18 protein-coding genes are annotated in these 16,086 nt (G+C 61.5%); 10 read left to right on the plus strand and 8 right to left on the minus strand.

The window, feature by feature from the left end; genetic code table 11:
• Positions 1-10: 10 nt before the first annotated feature.
• On the minus strand, positions 11-1,960 hold the full coding sequence (locus ABID26_RS00595) for a putative bifunctional diguanylate cyclase/phosphodiesterase (protein WP_354413273.1): 1,950 nt from the start codon (positions 1,958-1,960) through the stop codon (positions 11-13).
• A 757-nt stretch (positions 1,961-2,717) separates the two neighbouring features.
• Between ABID26_RS00595 and ABID26_RS00600 the strand changes: the two genes are divergently transcribed.
• From ABID26_RS00600 to ABID26_RS00615, 4 genes are all read left to right on the plus strand, one after another.
• Positions 2,718-3,380, plus strand: coding sequence for a glycosyltransferase (locus ABID26_RS00600; RefSeq protein WP_354413275.1), 663 nt, complete (start codon positions 2,718-2,720; stop codon positions 3,378-3,380).
• Entirely contained in the window at positions 3,373-4,212 is an 840-nt protein-coding gene (locus ABID26_RS00605) for a glycosyltransferase family 25 protein (protein WP_354413278.1), read from the plus strand. The genes ABID26_RS00600 and ABID26_RS00605 overlap by 8 nt, the downstream gene beginning before the upstream one ends.
• A gap of 226 nt (positions 4,213-4,438) precedes the next feature.
• Positions 4,439-4,873: a LysR family transcriptional regulator gene (locus tag ABID26_RS37055; RefSeq protein ID WP_435528531.1), complete on the plus strand. Its 435-nt coding sequence runs from the start codon at positions 4,439-4,441 to the stop codon at positions 4,871-4,873.
• 36 nt (positions 4,874-4,909) lie between these two features.
• A complete protein-coding gene (locus ABID26_RS00615) occupies positions 4,910-5,593 on the plus strand; it encodes a cupin domain-containing protein (RefSeq protein WP_354413280.1) in 684 nt (227 codons plus the stop codon).
• A 22-nt stretch (positions 5,594-5,615) separates the two neighbouring features.
• Here the strand turns inward: ABID26_RS00615 and ABID26_RS00620 are convergent, their stop codons facing one another.
• The 3 genes from ABID26_RS00620 to ABID26_RS00630 form a co-directional block, all read right to left on the minus strand.
• Complete coding sequence (locus tag ABID26_RS00620; RefSeq protein WP_354413283.1) at positions 5,616-5,834, minus strand: hypothetical protein; 219 nt, start codon at positions 5,832-5,834, stop codon at positions 5,616-5,618.
• A 14-nt stretch (positions 5,835-5,848) separates the two neighbouring features.
• The gene (locus tag ABID26_RS00625) at positions 5,849-6,172 is read right to left on the minus strand and encodes a hypothetical protein (RefSeq protein WP_292339512.1); all 324 of its coding nucleotides are present in this window, start codon (positions 6,170-6,172) and stop codon (positions 5,849-5,851) included.
• 74 nt (positions 6,173-6,246) lie between these two features.
• The gene (locus ABID26_RS00630) at positions 6,247-6,450 is read right to left on the minus strand and encodes a hypothetical protein (protein WP_292300921.1); all 204 of its coding nucleotides are present in this window, start codon (positions 6,448-6,450) and stop codon (positions 6,247-6,249) included.
• Between ABID26_RS00630 and ABID26_RS00635 the strand changes: the two genes are divergently transcribed.
• Complete coding sequence (locus ABID26_RS00635; protein WP_354414207.1) at positions 6,355-8,280, plus strand: PAS domain S-box protein; 1,926 nt, start codon at positions 6,355-6,357, stop codon at positions 8,278-8,280. The two genes, ABID26_RS00630 and ABID26_RS00635, sit on opposite strands and share 96 nt — an antisense overlap.
• A 118-nt stretch (positions 8,281-8,398) precedes the next feature.
• Positions 8,399-8,584, plus strand: coding sequence for a hypothetical protein (locus ABID26_RS00640; protein ID WP_126100925.1), 186 nt, complete (start codon positions 8,399-8,401; stop codon positions 8,582-8,584).
• Positions 8,585-8,695: 111 nt separating this feature from the next.
• Here the strand turns inward: ABID26_RS00640 and ABID26_RS00645 are convergent, their stop codons facing one another.
• Positions 8,696-10,681, minus strand: coding sequence for a BTAD domain-containing putative transcriptional regulator (locus tag ABID26_RS00645; RefSeq protein ID WP_126100926.1), 1,986 nt, complete (start codon positions 10,679-10,681; stop codon positions 8,696-8,698).
• A gap of 171 nt (positions 10,682-10,852) precedes the next feature.
• On the opposite strand from ABID26_RS00645, the gene ABID26_RS00650 reads away from it, so the two are divergent.
• On the plus strand, positions 10,853-11,101 hold the full coding sequence (locus tag ABID26_RS00650) for a DUF1127 domain-containing protein (RefSeq protein ID WP_126100927.1): 249 nt from the start codon (positions 10,853-10,855) through the stop codon (positions 11,099-11,101).
• 88 nt (positions 11,102-11,189) lie between these two features.
• Here ABID26_RS00650 and ABID26_RS00655 read toward each other — a convergent pair whose 3' ends face one another.
• The 3 genes from ABID26_RS00655 to ABID26_RS00665 form a co-directional block, all read right to left on the minus strand.
• Positions 11,190-11,522, minus strand: coding sequence for a hypothetical protein (locus tag ABID26_RS00655; protein WP_126100928.1), 333 nt, complete (start codon positions 11,520-11,522; stop codon positions 11,190-11,192).
• Positions 11,523-11,688: 166 nt separating this feature from the next.
• Positions 11,689-12,420 (minus strand): SDR family oxidoreductase, encoded by a 732-nt coding sequence (locus ABID26_RS00660; RefSeq protein WP_126100929.1) that lies wholly within the window; start codon positions 12,418-12,420, stop codon positions 11,689-11,691.
• A gap of 34 nt (positions 12,421-12,454) precedes the next feature.
• On the minus strand, positions 12,455-12,940 hold the full coding sequence (locus ABID26_RS00665; protein ID WP_126100930.1) for a VOC family protein: 486 nt from the start codon (positions 12,938-12,940) through the stop codon (positions 12,455-12,457).
• Positions 12,941-13,061: 121 nt separating this feature from the next.
• Between ABID26_RS00665 and ABID26_RS00670 the strand changes: the two genes are divergently transcribed.
• From ABID26_RS00670 to ABID26_RS00680, 3 genes are all read left to right on the plus strand, one after another.
• Positions 13,062-13,949, plus strand: coding sequence for a transcriptional regulator GcvA (locus ABID26_RS00670; protein WP_126100931.1), 888 nt, complete (start codon positions 13,062-13,064; stop codon positions 13,947-13,949).
• A gap of 189 nt (positions 13,950-14,138) precedes the next feature.
• The gene (locus ABID26_RS00675; RefSeq protein ID WP_126100932.1) at positions 14,139-14,432 is read left to right on the plus strand and encodes a GYD domain-containing protein; all 294 of its coding nucleotides are present in this window, start codon (positions 14,139-14,141) and stop codon (positions 14,430-14,432) included.
• A 537-nt stretch (positions 14,433-14,969) separates the two neighbouring features.
• Positions 14,970-15,968 carry a L,D-transpeptidase family protein gene (locus ABID26_RS00680; protein ID WP_126100933.1) on the plus strand — a complete coding sequence of 333 codons (999 nt, stop codon included), beginning with the start codon at positions 14,970-14,972 and terminating at the stop codon, positions 15,966-15,968.
• Positions 15,969-16,086 lie beyond the last annotated feature (118 nt).

The raw sequence follows: 16,086 nt of genomic DNA on the forward strand, positions 1-16,086 counted from the left end.
CGGAGATCGCTCAGGCAGCGCTGCCGGTTCGGCGCGACGGGAGCCCTGCGGGATCGAAGGAGGCTTTGGCCGAATTGTCGAAATGCCTCGGTTCGAAGGCAAGCGCATCGTGCATGGGAAGCGCAGCCGAGAAGAGAAAACCCTGCGCGATCGTGCAATCGAGCGAGCGGAGGATCAGGCGATCGGCGTCGGTTTCCACTCCCTCCGCCATCACCTCTATTCCCAGCGTTCGCCCGAGATCGATGACGGCTTTGACGAGAGCCTGATCTTCGACGGACTTGGCCAGATCGCGAACGAAGTCCTTGTCGATCTTGATCTTGCGGATACGGCTGTCTTTCAGTGAAACCAGGGTCGAAAAGCCGGTGCCGAAATCATCCAGCACGATCGATATGCCCGCGTCCGCCAGGCGCTCCAGCTTTTCGTCGACCCGGTCGCGATCCACGGGCGCTTCTTCCGTGATCTCGATCTCGAGCATGGCCGCGGGAACATTCTTTGTCTCCAGACCACCCAATATCATGTCGTCGACATTGCCTGCCTCGAGTTCGCGTGGCGACAGATTCATCGCAACGCGCACATCCTGGCGCCCCGTCCTTGCGAGCTCTTCGATCATCGAGCAGCAATTGAGAAATACGGTCTCCGTCAGCAAGGACAGCAGACCGGTTTCACGCGCCGCCGTGACGATCTGAGGCGGGGGAATGGCCCCGTGGACCGGGTGTTGCCACCGCAGCAGCGCTTCGAAGCCGACGACCGCATGCGTGTCCAGCCGCACGATGGGCTGGAACCATGAGCAAAGAGCGCCTGCTTCGACGGCTCCGCGCAGATCGCGCTCGATGCAGTGCTTGCGTTCGAGCCCATGGTCGAGTTCGGCATCGAAGAGGCAGTATTCGTTCCTGCCGCTGCGCTTGGCCGCATAAAGCGCGAAATCCGCGCGCAGCAGCATCTCCGTCAATTGCGGTTTCTCCGACACGTAGATACCGATCGAGGCGCCGACGCGTACCGAATTCAGCGCCGGGTCCGGATCCGCGATGGCCGCAATGATCAAGGATGCAAGTCCGTCGGTCGAATGCGGGGACCCGCTGGCGGGAAAGAGCAGCACGAACTCGTCTCCACCGATGCGCGCGATCGTTGCCCCCGGCGGAGCATGGTTCTCTATCCTGCGCGCGACCCTGACCAGCAGGTCGTCCCCGATATTGTGACCATAGGTGTCGTTGACGGATTTGAAGCCATCCAGGTCGATCAGCATGGCCACGAACGGGCCTCCTGAATGCCCGAGCCGGGAGATTGCCTGCTCGAGCCCGTACCTGTTGAGCAAGTTCGTCAGCGGATCGCGCCTGGAGTTCCGTTCCATTCGGGCAGCGAACTCCCTCGCCTCGTATTTGAGACGGCTCGTCTCCCGGAAGCGGGCCTGACCGAGAAGCGAGCTTCTGATCATTCCTGCGAGAAACAGCAGGATGGTGAAGCCAAGGACGTAATTTTCGACATTGCCCTTCACCAACACGCATCCGGCGGCGAGCAGAAGCGGCAGCGTCATGAAGTTGAGCGAAGCCGGTGCGTATGACGCGCTGTAGGTGACCGAACCGGCCGACAGGCCCGCAAGAACGATCAGATAAAGTGGCGCCTGGGGCGTGGTGTATCCATCCGACAGCACAGCCAGGAAAGACCACGCGATGCCGGACGCCAGAGCCAACAGCCCGTAAAGAGAAAGTCGGGCGGCGACCGGCTTTGGCCGACTATCGGGAATGTCCGGCTGGGCGGGAATGTCCGATTGGGCGATGGCAAGTCCTATGCGCGCGCCATTTATGACACTGACCGCCGCAAACCACAGCACCGCCACAAGGCCGGCACCGGAGAGCAGCTGAACGGCCAGGATCAGGGCCGAGAGCACCGTGCCGATGGGCATCGAGATAAAAAGCCCCATCCTCAGATCAGCGAACTGATCCCGCAGGATCCCGGCTTCCACGGATTGGCTTTGCCCATTGGGCGTGGAACCCGGGCCAGGCTGCTTGGAATGTCTCATAATGCCAAATGGCTAATGAAGCGGAATGAAAATCACGTTAAGATTTCAGCAGCTTATGGCGCATTCGCGCGATTGACGGCCGAGGCGCGTGGCGTTGAAAACGGATTCAGGCGACGCGCTTTACGCCCTTGTTTTGATGCATGCTGCAATACCTAAATAACCAACCGCCGGTTGACTGCAGCTGCCGTCGGCAATATTGATTTAGCGGGGATTAATTCGGGGTGGTGTCAAAGCAAATGCCTGCGGGGGCGGATCGTGCCAATTTTTGGCGCGATGCAGTACAATTTCTCGACTTAGCGAAAGTTGCGGCGTCGTTCGCGCGCCTACATTCGCATCAACTGCCGGATCGTCGCTCATTCATTTGGCGGCGCCTCAAAGGCTGCAATCTCGCGCGCCGGAAAGCCGATGCACCTGCGGTCTGCGGCCTCGACGAAACATTTGTCGAGTGGGACGCCGGGGATGCCCACCCCGTCTTCCGGCGACATGACAAGCGTATCACCCGACGACCCGGCGCCTGGGCGACGGAGATGCTGCCTCTTTGGCACACACCCGCTGATCGCAGTTGCGCCGTAGCGAACGACAAGATCGCGCTTGGCGGAATAGAGGCTGCTCACCTCGCAAACGGGCGGATCAGAAGGTGAATATTCCCAGGAATCTCGGTCACATCTGGATTGGACCCAGGGTCGCTCCGATGGAGTGGATGCAGACGTGGATCGACAAGCACCCCGACTGGAATTACACGCGATACGACAATGATTTCTTGAGCGGCGGGACGTTTAGGACTCGGCCTCAGATCAATGAGTACATGAAGCGGGGATGGTATGCGGGCGCCGCCGATTTGTTGCGGTATGAAATACTGTACAGGCATGGCGGCTACATCGCCGGCGCAGACAGTATTTGCGTCAATCCCATTGATGATTTGTTCGACGACGGCGGCGAACTCTACACCGTCTACGAGAACGAGTTTCTAAGGGGACAACTGGTTGCCCCCATCGTGGCGTCGGCGCCAAAGCATCCTTTCCTGAGGGAAATCATCGACCGCCTGTCGAAAATACCGCCGCAGCGGCTTGATCATCCTTGGCGCCAAACAGGCAACCTTTTCGTTGCCGAGCTTATAGAAGAACTCCGCCCCGAGATTGTTATCTGGCCGTCTCATACCCTTATTCCGGAGCATTTCCTTGGTCGAAAATACACCGGGTCAGGGAAAATATATGCCCATCAGAAATTCGGAGAAACAACAGGCGCTTATAGATTCGGATCTCTGTTTGCCAAAATTCGCGAAATTCCCCGCTCGCTCTATGCGTCTTCCGCGAGGAAAAAGCTACGGGCTCTGAAGGCATCGGCGGCCAAAGACCATGGGTAGCTCTTCTCTTCGTGCAATCGACTTTCCGAACCTAGGCGTATTCGTTCTTACCGTAGAGCCTCCAGGCGGAGCCCGCAGGACGCACGCCGCCAACGAATTGGGCCGCGTCGGCATTTCTTTTGATTTCGTGCAGGGCATCGATCAAAACAGCGCCGACATCGACCGGGCATACTCACGCCTTCTGAATTGGACTCTTCACAAGCGCTCACTGACGAGGGGCGAGATTTCCGTCTATCTCGGACATCGCAAGATCTGGCAGGAAGCGATGCGCAGGGGGCTCGATTTTGCGTTGATTTTTGAGGACGATTTCAGAATCTGCAATGACGAGCAATTCATCCAGGCGATAAACGATGCCATTTCTCATCGAGGCACTTGGAGCATCGTAAAGTTCTTCGATTTTAACCATAAGAAAGTGTTTGAGTCGGTCAAGATTGGAGCAACGCAGTTGGTCGGATACAAGTACCCGGCCTCGGGTGCGGTAGCCTATCTGATCAACAGGCAGGCAGCACAGTCGCTTCTACATCGCCGCCATTTGTTCAGGCCTATCGATGAGGATTTTTCTCATCCATGGGAGTTTTCCATGCGCGTGTGGTCGACTTCTCCCAATCTGGTCGACGAAGTAAGCTTCCAACTCGGTGGATCCATTCTGGAAAGAGAACGATGCGACCTGAGACGCAAGAGGGTTGTAATTCGGTCCATATGGGGGAATTTCCTGCAGGCGAGAAAACTCGTGCGGTCGCTTTGGTATCGCCGAGCGAGTGCGGCTAACGTGCGGGAGACTGTAAACGCAGGTAGCCGTGAACGACACGGCCAAACCTATAAAGACGCCTGACTACGGCGGTTCACACCCGGATCAGCCTGAACGGCGCGGCGACCAGACGCCTGATCTTTTCCCTGCGCCGACGTCGTTTCTCGCGGCGCCGAATTTGGCCATGTTCGTGGAAAGGGTAGGTATAGAGACCGCAATTTACACAGCCGATAGTGAAACCACATCGCTTTGTTGACAGCTCATGCGGCCCGGGCAATCGTCTTCGCCATGCTCAGCGAGGAAGAAAATCTTGAGCGCTTCGAAGTCTCCAGCCTACCTCAACGCTCTCAGGGCCTTTGAAGCGAGCGCCAGGCACAGGAGCGTTTCCGGCGCGGCCGGCGAGCTCAACGTCACCGCGGCCGCCGTCGGGCAGCTGGTGCGGGGGCTGGAGGACTGGCTTGGCGTGCCGCTGTTCCACCGCGGCGCCGGCAGATCGCGGCTTCTGGCCGGCCTCGCGCCGCAGGGCAGGCTCCTGCAACTCGCCGGTGGCAAGGATCCCCTGGCCGTTGCTCCCGGGCCGCTGATGGTGGGCGAGCGCGGAGTGCTCGGCTCGATCACCGGAACGCCTTTCGAAAACGAGAAGACGCTCGATTCAGCGTGCTGGCGGGCGTGCGCCCGCTCATTGAGACGGTGCCGCTGGAAGCGGCCGCAGATGCCGTGCGGCGCATGCGATCGGGCGACGTGAAGTTCCGGATGGTGCTCGCGATGAAGGACGCAGCTCATGCGCATCAATGACGATTTCTCCCGCCCTACAATCGTTCACGCCGCACGGCAGGACTGGGTGCCCAGCCCGGCGGCTGGCGTCGACCGGCGCATGCTTTTCAGGATCGGCGACGAGGTGGCGCGCGCCACCTCCATCGTCCGTTATGCCCCGGGCAGTGCCTTTCCGCGGCACACCCATGGCGGCGGCGAGGAGATCGTCGTTCTCGACGGCGTCTTCCAGGACGAGCACGACGACTATCCCACCGGCAGCTATTTTCGCAATCCGCCCGGAACCTCGCATGTTCCCGCATCGCGCGATGGCTGCACCATCTTCGTGCGCCTCTGGCAGTTCCGCGCAGGCGATGTCGAGCAGGTCGTCCGTCAGCCCGGAGAAGGCCGCAGCGTTCCACCCCGCGCCGGCGCGGCTTCGGCCACGGTGCTGTTCGACGACGGCCGTGAAGAGGTCCGTCTGGAAGAATGGCGAGCGGGCGAGCGGGTGACGGTCGAGAACACCCGCGGGCTCGAATTCCTCGTGCTTGCAGGGGAGCTTGGCGCCGGCGGAGAGCGGCTGGAGTCGCAGAGCTGGGGACGCCTGCCCGCGGGAACAAAGCTCGACGCTACCATCGGCCCGCAGGGTGCAAGACTCTGGATCAGGAACGCGCCCCTGCTGCACCCTGACGTTCTGTCCCTCCCCGAGCCCTGAATATGACCAGATGGCGTGATCGTTAACTCGAGGTATCGGAGAGGATCCGGTTACCTTTGCGCAGCGTGATCCGTCGCTGAGGATGCTCGTCTCTGGCGGCTTGAAAAATGGCGCGGGCAAGCTGGGCGGTGACCGCCCGGGCGAGGACCCGTTCGATGGTCTCATGACTTTCGGCATGCCAGAGTTCGACGCGATAAGGCAGCGCTTCAGCCGAGCGGGAAGAGTTGGCGCTCCGTGTCATAGACAGGCCCCTGCCTAGTTCGTCGGACCGTTCCATCTCGAAACAAAATTGTTCTTGTGCCGCAGGGTGACGTAGCGGTCTGGATGCTCGCGCGTCGCGGCGTAATAGGCTGCGTAGCCGATGCTGGCGTTTGCCGTGACGGCCAGGACTTGCTCGACGCCGTTCTTGTCGGCGTTCCACAACTCGACCCTATAGGGCAGTTCGTCGTGCTCGGCCGAACCGAGTTCGTGCGAGGCCGGATTCTCTTCATCGTCTCCAGGCTCGTTTTCCGGAGCAAAATTGTAGAGATAGCCCGGGCTTTTGAGGTTGAATGCGAGAGCAGATGAGTATGTTGCCATGGGTCCAAGCTTGTTGCCATGTCAGATCGCCACGCCTATGCTGCGAGACGTGCCGTCCGACGAACTGCTGAATGCTAGCGCACAACGCGGGTTCGACAATGCCACTGACCACAACCGACGCGCAACATCTTTCCGACAGCCATCGCCTCGAGCTTTTCATCGACGCCGTTGCTGACTATGCGATCTACACCCTCGACGCCGACGGCTACATCACAGGTTGGAATGCGGGCGCCGAGAAGATCAAGGGCTACGCCGCGTCCGAAATCCTCGGCCAGCATTTCTCCCGGTTCTTCACAATCGAAGATCAGGCGAATGCCGTGCCGGAAAGGATGCTTGCCGCGGCGCGGGCAGACGGACGGTACGAGGCCGAAGGCTGGCGGGTACGCAAGGACGGTACCCGGTTTTGGTCGAACGCCGTCGTTCAACGGGTCGTCGACCAGAACGGCGTCTTCTTGGGCTATGCAAAGATCACGCGCGATATCACGGAGCGCGTCGCCGCGCACGAGACGCTGCTGCAAAGCGAGCGGCGTTTCCGCATCCTGGTCGACGGCGTGGTCGACTACGCCATTTATATGCTCGATCCAAGCGGCATGATCACCAACTGGAATGCGGGCGCCGAGCGGCTCAAAGGCTATACCGCCGACGAAATAATCGGCCAGCATTTCTCCAAATTCTACCCGCGCGAGGAGCGCGCAAAAGGCACGCCGCTCCGTGTCCTCGAAACCGCCGCCCGGGATGGACGCTATGAAGGCGAAGGCTGGCGTGTACGCAAGGATGGCAGCCGTTTCTGGGCTTCCGCCGTCGTCCACCCGATCCGCGACGACGCAGGCCGACTCGAGGGGTTCGCCAAGGTTACCCGCGACATCACGGAGCGTCGGGCAGCGCACGAAGCTTTGCGGGAAAGCGAGCGCCAGTTCCGCCTTCTGGTGAGCGGCGTGACCGACTATGCGCTTTACATGCTTGATCTCAACGGGCTGGTGACCAGCTGGAACGCCGGCGCGGAGCGCATCAAGGGCTATACCGCCAATGAGATCATCGGTCAGCACTTCTCGCGTTTCTACACCGAGCACGACCGCGCTGCGGGTTTACCTGCACGCGCACTTTATATGGCGACACGGGAAGGACACTTCGAAATCGAGGGCCATCGCGTTCGCAAGGACGGGTCGCTGTTCTGGGCGAATGTCGTGATCGATACGATCCGCGACGAGCGAGGAGAGCCGATCGGCTTTGCCAAGATCACGCGCGACATTACAGACCGACGCGATGCGGAGATCGCGCTCCGCCAGGCGCAAGCGCAACGCGCGCATGCGCAGAAAATGGACGCTCTCGGCCAATTGACGGGCAGCATCGTGCATGACTTCAACAACCTGCTCACGGTGGTCGACAGCTACGTTCGCAAGGTGAAGAAAGCCGGTGCCGATCCCGAAATGAAGCGGGCGACCGAATCCGTCGAGCTTACGCTCGAGCGCGGCGCCGCTTTGACGCGCCAGTTGCTGGCCTTCTCGCGCAAGCAATCTGCCCGTTCCGAACTCGTATCGCTTGCGGAGCGGGTGGAAGCCGTCCGCGGGATGGTGGCCGGTTCCATCCGCAGAGCAGTGAAGCTGGTCGCGGCCGTCGGGCCCGACATCTGGCCGGTCAGCGTCGATCCAGGCGAGTTGGAGCTTGGCCTCGTCAACATCGTCTTCAACGCGCGCGATGCCATGCCCGAGGGTGGTTTGATCACGATTACCGCGGAGAACATGCAGCTTTCGAGCGACGATAGCGCGGCCGGATTGGAAGGTGAGTTCGTCACAATGCGGGTAACGGACACGGGCATCGGGATTGCGCCAGATGTGTTGCCGCAAGTTTTCGAACCGTTCTTCACGACCAAAGGGCCTGAGAAGGGCACGGGCCTCGGCCTCGCCCAGGTCTACGGCTTTGCGCAGCAGTCCGGCGGTGCGGTCACGATCGACAGCGAAGTGCGCAAAGGCACCACCGTGACGATCTATCTGCCACGAGCCGATATGGCGACCGCGCTACAGAGTGCCGAGGCGGAACAGCCGACCGTTGCCAATGTGGTGCCGTTGAGGACAAAAGGCCCTTTCGCCAATCCAAGCGGAACTGATTGAGGTTTTGGCGCCATGGGCCGAATTGAGATCGATCGGCAGTCGCCAATTGCTTACGAAAAGCATAACGACGATGAAACCTTCAGGGCTTCGTCCAGTTCAGTTGGAGGAGGATCCCACGATGACCGAACCCGGCGAAAGCAGTTCCCATAACCGCATCGACGACAAACAGCTCGTCATTCTGCTGAAAGAAAAAACAGGCATTTCGGACGCACAAGCCAAGAGGCTGATAAAGGCTGTTGGACGCGATCGCCCTACGCTGTTGCGGGAAGCCCGAATTATCAAGGCGAGGCATTCGGGCGTCTAGTCTAAGGAAACGCCGCCCAAGCTGCCCGGCGCGCGGCTGCTCTGGTCGCGATAGCATTCTTCAGCTCCGGAGGCCGGCCGCAATTGCGATCGCACCTTACAGGTCATGCGATCAGCGTTTGGGCAATCCCGCCCGGATCAAGGCTTCGACCACCTGGTCCGCCCATTCCGGCGTGTTCCGGAAGATAGGCAGCGCCCGGTATCGCTCGATCGTGAAGCCCGGCTGGGCGGCGAGCAACTTTTGCGCGGCCCAGCGGGCGGTCTCCAGGTCCCCGCTCATCGCCGACCAGGCGGCGAGGTATCGATAGGACATGATGATGTCGGGATGGGCGGCGATGACCTCGCGGGCAATCGCGACAGCCTCGGAAAGAGAGCCAGCCTTGGCCATGGCTGTGGCCATTCCCAGTTTCATGTTGAATGCGAGTGGATCCATTGGGCTCAGCGTCATCGCCCGGTGGAACCATTCCGATGCGCGGACGGCTTCGCCCCGGTAGATCGCGATCCAGCCACGGCGCGCCCATGCCCACGCATTGTTCGGATCAAGCGCGAGCGCTTTTTCGATAAAGGTGGCGGCACGCTCCTGTTCGCCGGCCATGCTCATGGCCGAGCCGGCGGCGGTCAACGCCGTTGGATCGTCGCCGATCGAGCCGGCAGCCTCAACTGCCGCGAGCGCCTTTTCCAGCTCCCTTTCCGGCTGCTCGGCCCACAGATATGCGGCATTCGAGGCGTGGCACCATGCTAGAAGCGCATGCGCGCGGCCGTAGGCAGGGTCGATGGCGATCGCTTTCGTAAGCAGCTCTGTCGCCCGGTCATTGGTGTCCTTGCGGCGACCCCAAAGGTTCGGGAAGGCCCGCATGACGAGGTCATAGGCCCGCAGGTTGGTCGGCGGCTTGCGCTTTGCCAGCTCGATCTCGGCACCGCGGATGGCCGGATGGATGGCGCCGGCCACCTGCGCAGCGATCCTGTCCTGGAACTCGAAAACGTCCTCGGTCGCGCCCTCGTAGCGCTCGGACCACAATTGTGTCCTGGTGTCGGCGTCGACCAGCTGCACAGAAATGCGCAGGCGGTCGCCGCCCCGCCGCACGGTGCCTTCGACCACGTAATTGACGCCGAGCTCCAGGCCAACCTCGCGCACATCGGCGAAGCGCCCCTTATAGGTGAAGGCCGACTGGCGCGCGATGACGAAGAAGTTGCGGATGCGCGAAAGTGCTGCGGTGATCTCCTCGACAACGCCATCGGCAAAATATTCGTCATCCGCCCCGCCAAGATTGTCGAAAGGCATCACCGCAACCGATGGCTGGTCATGCGGTCTCGCCGACGCGGCGATAGGCTGGGCGGTACCGAGCGTCGACGCCGTCTGGCGATTTCCGCTTCGCGTTTGCAGCGACGCCGCCAGTGACAGCGTCTGTGCCTCGGGTTCCACACCCAGATGCTTTTTCAGCAACGCGCGGCAGCTCTCAAACTGACGCAAGGCCGCGTTTTCATGGCCCCTCGCGGCATGGATGCGCATCAATGCCCGATGCGCCGGCTCCGCAGTCGGATCCGAGGCAAGCAGCCTTTCCGCCAGCCCTTCGCAAGCGGCTTCAATTCCGGATCCGGATTCGGGCAGCGCGAGGCTCAGCCGCTCCACCAGTTGCTGCGCCTTCTGCCGGTATTTCGCCTGATAAGGGCCGAACCATTCGTCCAGTCCGTCGGGAATGGCTTCGCCCGCAAGCACATCGCCACGGTAGAGATCTGCGGCGAAGGCGAGCTCCGCCGTCCCGCCTTCGGCGAGCTTCCGCTCGAAGAGCCAGATATCGGCTTCGTCCGGGCCGGCCGTAAGCGCAACCGCTTCCTGATCCCCGTCGATGGAAATGGCCGCGTTGCCGGCGGCGGGGAACCATCGCCTGATGTCGGCCAGCGCCTGCCGCAGGCTATTGCGCGACTGCGCATCGCCTCGTCCCGGCCAAAACCCTTCGCAGAGCCGTTCGCGAGCGTGGCCGCGGCGACCCGCCAGGACCAGGGCCGCGAAAAGAAGCGTCGACTTGCGCGTCGCGAAGCGGACGGACTGGCCTTCCGCGGATGTCACCTCGAGACCGCCAAGCAGCCGGATATGCACGAGCCCCTCTCCAGATTTCGAACGCGTCGGCAGAATAGCATCTTCGCCGGTCGATTTAACGCGGATTTAACGGCGGACCACCGGACTTCCCGCGACGGTTCACGCCCGGCTGAACAGCCGCAGATCGCGTGTGTGACAAGCTGCGACCGTAATCTGGAACGGGAGAGCAAAATGGCTCACACGGAAGTTCACGCGGAGACCCGCGCATCGAAACACCGGCTGCTTGGGGCAGCGTCGAAAAGTGCTGCGAAAGCAGTCGCTGCCTTCACAGCCTGGCGGCGCACCATTGCAGGGCGCAGGGCGTTAGCAGACCTGACGCCCGATCAGTTGAGGGATATCGGCCTTTCGCAGCCCCGGGCACCACAGTTCCTCGTTAGCGTCGGCGTCGGCCTGATGACGGACCTGATGTCAATGAGATGAGGTCGGCGACGATTCAAACGACCTGCGGCGCGATTGCCTGGGTGAGCCGGGTCGGCTGCGCGGCGCACCTGCCGCTTGATCGCGTCCCTCAACGCGGGAGCAGTCGAGAAATCTCGACCCGGGGCGCGAAAAAGCAGCGCAAATAGGGCTGATTGGTTATGACGTAATTATTCTCGCAGATATGGTATTGGCCGTCCGGCGATTCCTGCACCCGGTCTCGCGGGATGTTGAAACCATCGGGCAAATAAGTATAGCCGCCGTCAACCCTCGACTGCACCGACGACTGAGGTATGGCGCGGCAATCATGACCGCCGCAACACTTGAACTTCGTTACCGGATCAACCTTGTTTTCGTACCAATCATGGGCGTTGACGCCTGTTGCGGCGGCAATGCACACGGCTGTGAAGACGAACCTTCGCATGGCATTTCCTCGTATGCGGAGGCGCTGCTCATCGAACGTCTTGTATATTAGCGTTTGGCTGAAAATGCTATCGGTCCAGGCATGCCGACAGCCCCAGCAAGCAACGCCCGGCCTGAATCGCGGCAGTGGGTGAGACGAATTTCGAACCAGCCTGTGCCTTTCCCGCTCACACCAATCTCTGTCCGCCGTCGATGTGGATGGTCTCGCCGGTCATGAACGCGTTCTGCATCAGATAGAGATAGGCCGGCGCCACGTCGGCCGGTGTCGCGATCCTTCCCGCCGGGACGCGGGCGCCCATCTGGTCGAAATAGCCGGCTTTGGCCTCGCCGACGATCTCGTCCCACATTTCGGTGTCCACCCAGCCGGGCGAGACGACGTTGACGCGCGTCGGCGCCAATTCCAGCGCCAGCGCGCGGGCGAAATAGGTGAAGGAGCCGGCGATCGCCGAGACGACCGAGCCGCCGGGGACCGGCGGACGGTCCTTGTTGATGCCGGAGGTGAAGGTCATGGAGCCGCCCTTCTTCAGCGTGCGCACCGCGTGCTTGGCGAGCATCACGGCGCCGACCAGCTTGCTGTCGACGAACTGGCGCACGAAATCCATGTCGGTCCCGCCGATCGGATAATTGGGCGGCGGCGTGCCGGCGGTCGCCACCAGATGATCGAAGGCGCCGACTAGGTCGAACAGGCGGGCGACGTCCGCCTCGTTGGCCATGTCGGCGGCAATGCCCGTCACCCGCCCTGCCCCGGCGAGCCTTTTCTCGGCGGCCTTCAGCTTCTCCACCGAGCGCCCGACGATCGTAACTTCCGCGCCGCTTTCGAGCGCGGCCGCCGCCACGCCGAAACCGATGCCGGAGCTGCCTCCGACGACGATGATCTTGCTTCCCGCGAGCGTAGCCATGGGTGTCCTCCGTCTTCCAGCAATGGGTTGAAAATTACGCGCGGCCGGCGTGGGCCGCTTCGAGATCGGCGAGGATGATCCTGCTCATCCTGTACATCGCCTGCCGCGCCCGGTCGGCCTTCTCGCGGTCCGGGTCGCTCATCAGGCGCAGCGCCGGCTCGGGAATGACTTGCCAGTAGACGCCGAACTTGTCCGTCAACCAGCCGCAGGGCTTTTCCGAGCCGCCGCCTGCCGTCAGCGCATTCCAGTAATAGTCGGTCTCGGCCTGGTCCTTCGTCTCGATGTAGAGCGAGATCCTTTCGTTGAAGGGCGGCATCGAGCCGGCATTGAGCGCAGTGAAGCGCTGGCCTTCGAGCTCGAAGTCGAAGATCGCGTGCGGCACGGTCCTGTTGGTGCCGCCGACGAAGTCGGTGAACTCGATCGACCCAAGCGCCCGGCCGTTCCTGAAGACGGACAGATAGAAGTCGCGGGCCTCTTCGGCGTTGAGGTTGAACCAGAGGAAGGGGTGGATGGTAGCCATGGCGTCCTCGTTGATCTTTGATCACAAATCCTGTGAGGATTTTTGGTTGGAAAATGCGCAATGGACAAACCAAAATTTGGCAAGTATTTGTTACCAAATCTCACAAATAGAATTTCGCGCCATGGCCCGCAGACTGCCGCCGCTCAACGCATTGCCGGCCTTCGAGGCCGCCGCCCGGCACCTGAATTTCTCCAGGGCGGCGGACGAGCTCAACGTCACGCATGGCGCCATCAGCCGCGCCATAAAACATCTCGAGGACCAGCTCGGCGTGCAGCTCTTCGAGCGCGCGACACGCTCGGTGCGGCTCACTCCTGTCGGTGAGCCCTATGCGCGGGCGGTGCGCGAAGCGCTCGACCAGCTCTCTTTAGCCACCCAGACCGCCACCTCGCGCCTTTCGGGCTCGACGCTCAATGTCAGCACGTCCGACGGTTTTGCCGGAAAATGGCTGGTGCCCCGGCTCTACCGCTTCCACCGCGCGCACGGCGACATCGACGTGCGTGTCTCGACCACCGGCAAGCTGACAAATTTCCGCGGCGACGGCATCGACGTCGCCATCCGCTACGGCGCCGGGAACTATCATGGACTGACCTCCGAGTTCCTCACCGGCGAGGAGGTCTTTCCCGTCTGCAGCCCGAAGCTGCTGGAGGGCCCGCATCCTCTCAAGAAGCCCGAGGACCTCAAGCATCACACGCTGATCCGCGACGGCTACCGCATCGACTGGGCGGCCTGGCTTGCCAGCGCGGGGGTCGAAGGCGTCGACCCGAACAGCGGGCTCACCTTCGATTCCGCCACCTTTGCAGTTGAGTCAGCCGTGCAGGGCGAAGGCGTGGTGCTCGGCCGCACCATGCTGGTTTCAGCCGATCTCGCCACCGGCAGGCTTGTCCGGCCTTTCGACCACGCTCTGAAAGCCATTTCCAGTTTCTACCTCGTCTACCCGCCGGAAGCGATCCGCCAGCGAAAGGTCAAGGCGTTTCGGGATTGGCTGCTGTCGGAGATCGATCCGGGCTGAGTTGAGCGCCCGTCCACGCACCGCCTTGCGCGCGTGATGCCTTTGAGACTGCGCCCTCCTCCAGCAATCCAGCGCCTTCTCGCCGAAATATTAGCAATCGCTTCTTTGCAGGACAGGCTCGTGTTATCGTGGTTGCGGGAACGGCGGACGCGCCGTGAGCGCCCCCGTTTCCCTTGTGGGAGGAAACCAATGGCTCACTACGTATTACTGTCGAATTTCACCGATCAAGGTATCAAGACAATAAAGGACACTCAGAAACGGGCTGAGGCCTTCAAGGCGATGGCCAGCAAAAGCGGGGTCAAGGTTCACACTCTGTTGTGGACGCTTGGCAAACATGATGTCGTGGTGATTGCCGAAGCAGAGGACGACATTGCTGCGACCGCATTAGCCTTATCAATCGCATCAATGGGCAACATCAGAACCGAGACGCTGAGGGCATTCGACACGGCAGATATGACCAAGATATTGGCAAAGATGGCCTGACCGTTACTTTACCGACGTGCACTGCTGATCGAGGCTGGCGCCGGGCTGGGTGCTCGGCGCCTACCGCTTCCAGTTATGTCTCGTCACGCCAGATTTTGTCCGCTTCTCCCATCGGGTCTCGGCTAGGCGCGGATTAGCTAACCGCGAATGGACCGCCACGCGATTCGGCGAGGTTCCGACATGGAGCCTGCGCGATTGCGCTTTCCGCAGAAGGATACCGGCACTCGGTCCATCGACAGCGCTACCTGCTCGGCTTGGGCTCTTGGAATTCTCAAACAGGGCAACCGACGGCATGGGCGGGGGGCGTTGGGGAGCCGTCGGTCACCAGGACAGGGGGCCATGGAATCAGAAAATGCATAGGCCCTTATATAAGCATGCCAGCAATTCGCGTTCTTGGGAACTGCTTCCAGCTTAAAATTCAACCGCATATGGCCAAGAGTGCACGTTCGCGATGATCGTCATGCGGGCCGACAGGAACCAGATCGGCCGTTCCGCGTCATAGAGAGAGGCTCTTGTCGCGATCCCGGAGTGACGTCGATGGTCAGGGTCCTTCTTGTCGTTGCGATGGCGCTCGCACTCGCTTGCGGCGGGTCGCAGGCCGCCAAGCTGGACATGGACGCGGTCAATCAGGCCCAGTTCAGCGAGGGCGAGCCGAAGGGCGTCGATCCGATGCTGCTCAAGGCGCAGATCCTCCTTGATCGCGCCCGCTTCTCGCCCGGCCTGATCGACGGCCGCCTTTCCGACAATTTCGCCAGGGCCGTCTCGGCCTTCCAGGCGGCGAACGGGCTGCCGTCCGACGGCAAGCTCACGCGCGAGACCTGGGACAAGCTCGCGGCGACCTTCGCCAGGCCGGTGCTGATAAACTATGAGGTCACGGCCAAGGATGTGCGCGGGCCTTTCACCAGGCGTATCCCGGCCCGCATGGAGCGGATGGCGCGTCTGAAGCGGCTCGGCTACCGCAATGCGCGGGAAAAACTGGCGGAGCGTTTCCATGTCAGCGAACAGGTGCTGCGAATGCTCAATCCCAAAACCGGTTTCAGGAAGGCCGACATCACCTTGGTGGTGCCCGATGTCGGCCGAGGCGATCCTCCCGCGGCCGTCGGGAGCGTCGAGATCGACAAGGCGTCCCGCCAGGTGCGCGCGCTCGACCCGTCAGGCAAAGCGCTCGCGGTCTATCCCGCCTCGATCGGCAGCGAGGAGAAGCCGGCGCCGAGCGGCGCGGCGGAGGTGAAGCGCGTAGTGCACAATCCGACCTATCACTACAATCCGAAATTCGCCTTCAAGGGGGTCAGGAGCAAGCGGCCCTTCACGATCGCCAAGGGGCCGAACAATCCGGTGGGATCGGTCTGGATCGACCTCTCGATCGAAAGCTACGGCATCCACGGCGCCCCCGAGCCCGGCAAGATCGGCACCACCTTCTCGCATGGCTGCATCCGCTTGACCAACTGGGACGCCGAAGACCTCGCCGCCATGGTCAAGCCGGGCACGAAAGTCGACTTCAAGGACGAGACTGCGCAGGAAGGGCAAGTTCAGTGAGAGGCTGCCGGCTAGCGAGGCTGGCTGCATAAGCCCAATTTATCACCACGCCTAGTTTTTCAAGACGTTACATGGCCTTGCGCCGCCTGTAGCTTCGGCGGCGCGCTTTTGAAACCGG

It is taken from the genome of Mesorhizobium shonense (assembly GCF_040545255.1).
In the GTDB taxonomy this organism is placed as follows: domain Bacteria; phylum Pseudomonadota; class Alphaproteobacteria; order Rhizobiales; family Rhizobiaceae; genus Mesorhizobium; species Mesorhizobium shonense.